Here is a 7,616-nt window from a genome sequence, read left to right on the forward strand (position 1 = left end):
TCGCACCGGCAGGGCGGGCAGGCGCAATACGTGCCGCAGCCGGTGGCCGCGCACCCGCGCGATGCGCGGCTCGCGGGCCTGCTCGACTGGGTGCGCGCCCACCTCGACGCCGCACACAGCGTCGATTCGCTCGCCGAACGCGTGCTGATGAGCCGGCGCACGTTCACGCGCCACTTCCGCCAGGCGACCGGCACGACCGTCACCGCGTGGCTGCAGGCCGAGCGGCTCGCGCGCGCGCAGCATCTGCTGGAAACCACCGGGCAATCGATCGACGCGATCGCGCAGGCGGCCGGCTACGGGTCGAGCGTGTCGCTGCGCCAGCATTTCGCGGGCACGCTCGGCACGTCGCCGTCGGCATATCGAAGGGAATTTCGCGGCGCCGGAGCCGGCGCCGATGTCGTGCGGTAACGCGCGCGGCGAGCAGCGCTGGCGGAACCGGCCGGCCGCTCAGCCGCCGTTGATCCAGCGCGCCGCGTACAGCAGCAGCGCGACGAAGACGATCATCGCGGCCCACGCCCACACGGGAACCGTGCCGGCGCCGCGATGCGGGAGCGCGCTGGCGGCACGCCCGCTCAGCGCACCGCCAAGGTGCGGCGGCAGCGCACGCTTCGTCGCGGCCACCAGCGACGCCGGCCGCAGGAACACGTGCTGGCGCCGTGGCACGGCCGAGCGCGCGCGATTCGGTGCAAGACCATGCTTCGCCTGCACGACCGTGCAGAATTCACGGAAGAAATCGTCGGTCCATTCGCGCAGCGTGTTTTCGATCTGCCGCCCCGGCAACTCGGTGAGCGGGCCGCTTGCCGTCGCCCAGACAACGTACTCGATGCGCGTGGCGTCGGCATCGTCATCCGGCATCAGCACGAGTTCGACCTGGCCGCGCAGCGCGCCGAGCCCGTCGGCCCGCGCCTTGAAGTTGAGCACGCGGCGCGGCTGCCCTTCCGCGTCGCCCTGCTCCGCGGCCGCATGCGCACGCACGTCGTAGCGGGCGCGCAGCGGGCCGAGCGGCACCGTGATCGTCAGCGCAAACTCGCCATGCGCAAGCTTCACGAAGGATTCGCAATGGTCGAAGCTCGCGCGCAGCAACGCGAGATCCTCGAATGCCTCCCGCACGACGGGCGGGGCGAGCGGTATGCGTAACGTGTCGTTCAGTTCCATGACGCCTCCCCGATGAACACGCGCCGCATCAGGACGTCTCGACGAGACTGTCGATCCGTGCGGCGTCGAAGGCAACGTAGTGCGCGAGCGCCAGCGCAGCCGCCTTCGGTGCCTCGTAACTCCATGCGGCGTTCTCGATCACGCCGTCTTCGGTCTGCAAGTCGAAGTGCACGGCCTCGCCCCTGAACGGGCAGGCCGACGTGACGCCCGACTTCACGAGCCGGCGCATGTTGACGTCGCCGCGCGGCAGGTAGTGGGTGTCCGGCAGGCCCGTTTCGCGCACGGTCAACGCGCCGTGCGAATCGGCGTACGTGATGCCGCGATGAATCACGCGCACGCGATGGCGGTTCGGCACGATTTCGAGACGAGGGTCGGCTGCGTCGGACATCGTTTCTCCTTGGGGCGGCCCGGCCAGGCCGGACTCAGGAAACGAAAAAGCCACGGCACGAGTGCCGTGGCTTTCATTATGGGCGAAACCGCAGCCGAATGCGCACCCCCGACGGGGCCGCGCGCGGCGGGCTACTGCGCGCTCCACTGAAAGGCGGTTTTCGCGCCGCCCTTCGCGCCGACCGTGACGGCGTGGGATTCCTCGTTGCCCTGGTACGACGCCCGCACCGTATAGCGGCCCGGCGGCACTTTCACGAGCATGTACGGCCCGCGCGCGTCGGTCTTCAGCACTTCGGTACCCTTGCCGTCGACGATCCGCACATGGACGTCGGCCAGGAACTCACCGCCCTTGCCGGTGAACCGCAGCGCCAGCGGCCAACTCGGCTCGTTGCGCTGGAACGCCGCCGATTCGTCCAGCCCGACGCCGCCGGACACGAAGGTGACGTCGCCCTGCTGGCGCGCGGCGGGCAAGCCGTCCGACTGCGCGTACGCGCCGGTCGCTCCGGCTGCGAGGCCGGCGGCCAGCGCCGCGGCAACGGCAAATCGGGACACGTTGCGTAGATATTGCATGGCTCTCTCCTTGGGGTCGGAACACATACAGGGCGCCGCGCCACACCTTCAGTACGGCGGCGGCGCCCGCCGCGGCCGGCCTGGCCGGCCATCGGCCGTCGCCGGTCAGCTCAGGTCGACCGGCACGAAGATCTGTGCATTATCGCGCTGGATCAGCAGAGCAAGACTGTTGCCCGCCCCCTTGACCGCGTCGCGCAACTGCTCGGGGCTCGTGACCGGGCGGCCGTTGACCGCGAGGATCACGTCGCCGGGCTGGATGCCCGCGTTGGCGGCCGGCCCGCCGGCCTGCTGCACGATCAGGCCATGCGACAGGTTGGCGGCACTGCGCTCCTGCGGCGACAGCGGACGCACCGCGACGCCCAGGCGCCCCTGCTCGACCGGCCCACCGTCGTTCGACGCGAGCTTCGCGTCGGCCATCGCGCCGAGCGTCACGCTGATCGACTTCTTCGACTTGTCGCGCCAGATCTGCAGGTCGGCCGTCGAACCCGGCTTCAGGTTCGCGATCTGCGCGGGCAGCGACGTCGAATCGGCGACCGGCGAGCCGTTGACCGACAGGATCACGTCACCCGGCTGCAGGCCGGCCTTCGCGGCCGGGCCGTTCGCGTCGACCGAGCTGACGAGCGCGCCGTCCGGCTTCTGCAGCCCGAACGAGCTCGCGAGCGTCTGGTTCAGCCCCTGCACGGCGACGCCGAGGCGGCCGCGGCTCACGTGGCCCGTCTTCACGAGCTCGTCCTTCACCTTGATCGCCTCGTTGATCGGGATCGCGAACGACAGGCCCTGGAAGCCGCCCGTCTGCGAGTAGATCATCGAGTTGATGCCGATCACCTCGCCCTGCAGGTTGAACAGCGGGCCGCCCGAGTTGCCGGGGTTCACCGGCACGTCGGTCTGGATGAACGGCGTGTAGTTCTCGTCCGGCAGCGCGCGCGACTTCGCGCTGATGATGCCCGACGTGACCGTGTTGTCGAAGCCGTACGGCGAACCGATCGCGACGACCCACTGGCCGACCTTGCTCTGCGCCGGGTCGCCGATCTTCACGGTCGGCAGGCCGCTCGCGTCGATCTTCAGCACCGCGACGTCGGACTGCTTGTCGGAGCCGACGACCTTCGCCTTGTATTCGCGCTTGTCGGTCAGCTTGACCGTCACGACGTTCGCGCCGTCGATCACGTGCGCATTGGTGAGGATGTACCCGTCGGAGCTGATGACGAACCCGGAACCGAGGCTCGCGCTCGGCTGGTCGTCCGGCTGCGCGTCGCCACCCATGCCCGGCACCTGGCCGTAGAAGTGCTTGAAGAACTGGTAGAACGGGTCGCTCGGATCGATCGGCAGCTGCGGCTGCGGCACGCGCCGCGACACCTGCTTCACGACGTGCTTCGCGCTGATGTTCACGACCGCCGGGCCGTAGGTCTCGACGAGCCCGGAGAAATCGGGGATGCCGGTCTTCGCGGCCGCTTCGGCCGGCATCAATGCGGCGGCCTGCGCGGGCGTGATGATCTGCGGATCGGCGCGGTGGGTGCCGGCGACATAACCGGCGGACAGGGCGGCCGCCACGGCGACCGCGACGGCGCCGCGCGCAAGGAATCGGGTGTTCATCGTAGGACCTCCTCTTTGTTAGGACGCAGCGTAACGACCCTGACTTAAAGGAGGCTTAATCAGCCTTAAGCGGGGCTTAAGCGGCCGCCGGCGCCTGCACGGAGGTGCATTTCACACGGATTCGGACGGCTGCAGCGCCTCGGCCGGCATCTCGGCATCGCGAAACACGACGCTGACGAGCAGGCCGCCCGCGGCCGCGTCGCCGAGCGACACCGTCGCGCCCTGCTGCGCGGCCACGCGCTTGACGATCGCGAGCCCGAGCCCGCTGCCCGACACGTCGGTGCGCGCCCGCGCGGAGCTGTCGCGGTAGAAGCGGTCGAACACGCGTTCGCGCTCGTCGGCCGGAATGCCGGGCCCGCTGTCGCCGATCTGCACGCACGCGCGGCCGGCCGCGTCGCGGGTCAGCGATACGTCGATGCGGCCGCCGTCCGGCGTGTACTTCACCGCGTTGTCGAGCAGGTTGCCGAACATCACGCGCAGCGCGCCGACGTCCGCGACGACGCTCGCCGCGCGCGTCTCCTCGAAGCCGAGATCGATGTCGTGCCGTTGCGCGAGCGGCGCAAGCGCGGCCACGCATTCGGCGAGCAGCGCCTGCAGGTCGACCGGCTCGCGCATCGTCGCGCCATCCGGTTCGGCGCGGGCGAGCGCGAGCAGTTGCTCGGTGAGGCGCGTCGCACGCGACACGCCATCCTGGAGATCGGCGATCGCCTCGCGGCGCGACGCGTCGTCCTTCGCACGGGCGACGAGTTGCGCCTGGATCTGCACGGCCGCGAGCGGCGTACGCAGTTCGTGCGCGGCATCGGCCACGAAGGCCTTCTGCGTGTCGAGGGCAGCCGCCAGCCGCGCGAGCAGCCCGTTCAGCGCGCGGACGAGCGGCTGCACCTCGAGCGGCAGGCGCCCATCGGGCAGCGGATCGAGCGCTTCCGGCCGTCGCGCCTCGACCGCGCGCGTCACGCGGCCGAGCGGCGCGAGCCCGCGTCCGACGATCACCCACACGGCCGCGCCGAGGAACGGCAACAGCACGATCAGCGGCCACAGCGTGCGCAGCGCGACGTTCGCCGCGAGCCGGTTGCGCACCGACAGCGGCTGCGCGAGCTGCACGACGTTGTCGCCGACGATCGCGCCGTACACGCGCCATTCGCCGCGATCGGTGCGTTCGGTCGAGAAGCCGAGCTCCGCACGCGGCGCGATCGGCGCACGCGGATGCGAGAAGTACATCAGCACGCCGTTGCGGTTCCAGATCTGGATCACGATGCCTTCGTCGCCGTTGGTGCGCGAACCGAACACCTGCGAGAACGGCTCGGACGGCAAGGCCGCGGCGATTTCCTGCAACTGGTAGTCGAACAGTTCGTTCGCTTCGGCGAGCGCCTGCCGGTAGATGAGCCAGCCCGCCAGGCCCACGCCCGCGACGACGATCGCGAGCAGCCAGATCAGCAATTGATGACGAATCGACCTCACGCGTCAGCTTTCCTTGACGACCATGTAGCCGAGCCCGCGCACGTTGCGGATCAGGTCCGAGCCGAGCTTCTTGCGCAGCGCGTGGATGTAGACCTCGACCGTGTTGCTGCCGATCTCCTCGCCCCAGCCGTACATCTTCTCCTCGAGCTGGCTCTTCGACAGCACCGCGCCGGGCCGCGCGAGCAGCGCCTCGAGCAGCGCGAACTCGCGCGCGGACAGCGCGACGGGCGCGCCGTCGAGCGTCACCTGGTGCGAAGCGGGATCGAGCGTCAGCGCGCCGTGGCGGATCAGCGATTCGCTGCGGCCGGCCTGGCGGCGGATCAGCGCGCGCATCCGCGCGCCCAGTTCATCGAGGTCGAACGGCTTGACGAGGTAGTCGTCGGCGCCCGCGTCGAGCCCCTTCACGCGGTCGGCCACCGCATCGCGCGCGGTGACGATCAGCACCGGCAGCGCCAGCCCGCGTGCGCGCAGCGTGCGCAGCACGTCGATGCCGTCGCGCTTCGGCAGGCCGAGATCAAGCAGCAGCAGGTCGTACGTCTCGCCGCCGAGCGCCGTCAGCGCGGCGTCGCCGTCCTGCACCCAGTCGACGGCGAAGCCGTCCGAGCGCAGCGCCTTGCGCACGCCTTCGGCAATCATTCGATCATCTTCGACAAGCAGAATCCGCATCGGGACAGGCATCCATGGGGCGAGTCAAACACGCCGACCATTGTAGCGCCGCGAACCGGGCGCGCGGCACCGTGCAATGCAACAGAAAGGCGGATTGCAAGGGGGCTGTCCGGACTTGTCTCTACAATGTGCGCTTTGGCGCCGCGCGCGCCCTGCCCGAACGTCGTGCTTCCCCCGTATTCGCTCATGCCGATTTCCGATCTTTCCACCCGGTTCGCCCCCCGTGCCCGCGTCTGCCTGAAGGCGGCCGCCGTCGTCGCCACCTGCACGGCCCTCGCCTTCGCGCCGCCCGCGCAGGCCCGCAAGAAATCCCACAAGGAAGCACGCAAGACGGCCGTCGTGTCGCCTGGCGCACGCGCGGCCGGCCTGCCGGCGTCCGTGCTCGTCGCGCTGCAGCGCGCGAAGGTGCCGGCGTCGGCGATGAGCGTCGTCGTCGAGCGCGTCGGCGATCCGGAACCGCTGATCGCGTGGAATGCGAGCCGGCCGATGATGCCGGCGTCGACGATGAAGCTCGTGACGACCTTCTCGGGCCTGTCGATCCTCGGCCCCGACTACCGCTGGCGCACCACCGCCTACACGGACGGCACCGTCGACCCGGACGGCACGCTGCAGGGCAACCTGTACATCAAGGGCACCGGCGATCCGAAGCTCGTGCCCGAAGAGCTGATCGATCTCGTCGACAAGCTCCGCAAGGCCGGCGTCAAGCGCGTGGCAGGCGGACTCGTGCTCGACAAGAGCTACTTCGCGACCTCGACGCGCGACCTCCCTTCGTTCGACGACGACGCGAGCGCGCCGTACAACGTCGGCCCCGATCCGCTGCTGTACGCATTCAAGGCCGTGTCGTTCACCGTCACGCCGGGCGACGACGGCAAGGTGGCCGTCGACGTGCTGCCGCCGCTCGCGGACCTGTCGATCGACAACCAGCTGGTCGAAGGCTCGGGCTCGTGCAGCGCGGCCGCCGCGGCCGCGCGCCCGACGCTGACGGCCGGCGGCGGGATCATGACCGCCTCGTTCGCGGGCGACTACCCGCTGCGCTGCGGCGCGCACACGACCAACCTCGCGATCCTCGATCACACGACGTTCTTCGCGCGCGGCTTCCTCGCGCTGTGGCAGCAGGACGGCGGCACGATCGCCGGGCCCGTGAGCGAGGGCAAGGTGCCGACCGCCGCGCGGCCCCTCGCCGTGCATCACAGCCCGGTGCTCGGCAGCATCGTCTACGACATCAACAAGTTCAGCAACAACGTGATGGCGCGCAACCTGTTCCTGACGATCGGCGCGGTCAGCGGCAAGCCGCCCGCGACGCCCGAGCAGTCGAGCCGCGTGATCCAGGCGTTCCTGCAGAAGAACGGCATCGCGATGCCCGACCTCGTGCTCGAGAACGGCTCGGGCCTGTCGCGCGAAGAACATGTGAGCGCGCTGTCGCTCGCCGCGCTGCTGCAGGCCGCGAACGCGAGCCCGGTCGCGCAGGCGTTCGTCGATTCGCTGCCGATCGCCGGCATCGACGGCACGATGAAGAACCGCCTCACCAACGCCGGCGTGCTCGGCAACGCGCACATCAAGACCGGCACGCTGCGCGACGTGCGCGCGATCGCCGGCTACGTCGCCGGTGCGGACGGCCAGAGCTACATCGTCGTGAGCTTCATCAACAACGATCACGCGGAAGCCGCGCGCGCCGCGCACGACTCGCTGCTCGAATGGATCTACGCCGGCGCGCACTGACGTTGCCGCGCGCCGCGACACACGGCACGCCGGCGGCCTGCTGCCGGCGCGCGTCGGCCCGCCTCGGCATC

At 70.2% G+C, this 7,616-nt stretch carries 8 protein-coding genes; 2 read left to right on the top strand and 6 right to left on the bottom strand.

Annotation, left to right across the window (positions count from 1 at the left end; translation table 11 throughout):
- Window positions 1–408 (top strand): helix-turn-helix domain-containing protein (locus G3N96_RS36410; RefSeq protein WP_206140196.1); only part of this gene is annotated, 408 nt, incomplete at its 5' end.
- 39 nt (window positions 409–447) lie between these two features.
- Here the strand turns inward: G3N96_RS36410 and G3N96_RS36415 are convergent.
- From G3N96_RS36415 to G3N96_RS36440, 6 genes are all read right to left on the bottom strand, one after another.
- Window positions 448–1,155: an SRPBCC domain-containing protein gene (locus G3N96_RS36415; RefSeq protein ID WP_206140198.1), complete on the bottom strand. Its 708-nt coding sequence runs from the start codon at window positions 1,153–1,155 to the stop codon at window positions 448–450.
- A gap of 28 nt (window positions 1,156–1,183) precedes the next feature.
- Window positions 1,184–1,543 carry a DUF427 domain-containing protein gene (locus tag G3N96_RS36420; RefSeq protein ID WP_206140200.1) on the bottom strand — a complete coding sequence of 120 codons (360 nt, stop codon included), beginning with the start codon at window positions 1,541–1,543 and terminating at the stop codon, window positions 1,184–1,186.
- A gap of 131 nt (window positions 1,544–1,674) precedes the next feature.
- Window positions 1,675–2,112, bottom strand: a complete 438-nt coding sequence (locus tag G3N96_RS36425) for a carboxypeptidase-like regulatory domain-containing protein (protein WP_206140201.1) — start codon at window positions 2,110–2,112, stop codon at window positions 1,675–1,677.
- A 105-nt stretch (window positions 2,113–2,217) separates the two neighbouring features.
- On the bottom strand, window positions 2,218–3,702 hold the full coding sequence (locus G3N96_RS36430) for a DegQ family serine endoprotease (protein WP_206140203.1): 1,485 nt from the start codon (window positions 3,700–3,702) through the stop codon (window positions 2,218–2,220).
- 111 nt (window positions 3,703–3,813) lie between these two features.
- Complete coding sequence (locus G3N96_RS36435) at window positions 3,814–5,160, bottom strand: ATP-binding protein (RefSeq protein ID WP_206140205.1); 1,347 nt, start codon at window positions 5,158–5,160, stop codon at window positions 3,814–3,816.
- A 3-nt stretch (window positions 5,161–5,163) separates the two neighbouring features.
- The gene (locus G3N96_RS36440; protein ID WP_021164091.1) at window positions 5,164–5,826 is read right to left on the bottom strand and encodes a response regulator; all 663 of its coding nucleotides are present in this window, start codon (window positions 5,824–5,826) and stop codon (window positions 5,164–5,166) included.
- 186 nt (window positions 5,827–6,012) lie between these two features.
- Here G3N96_RS36440 and dacB point away from each other — a divergent pair, with 186 nt between their 5' ends.
- Complete coding sequence (gene dacB, locus G3N96_RS36445; RefSeq protein ID WP_206140207.1) at window positions 6,013–7,545, top strand: D-alanyl-D-alanine carboxypeptidase/D-alanyl-D-alanine-endopeptidase; 1,533 nt, start codon at window positions 6,013–6,015, stop codon at window positions 7,543–7,545.
- The last annotated feature ends 71 nt before the right edge of the window (window positions 7,546–7,616 follow it).

It is taken from the genome of Burkholderia sp. Se-20373, assembly GCF_017104705.1.
GTDB lineage: Bacteria > Pseudomonadota > Gammaproteobacteria > Burkholderiales > Burkholderiaceae > Burkholderia.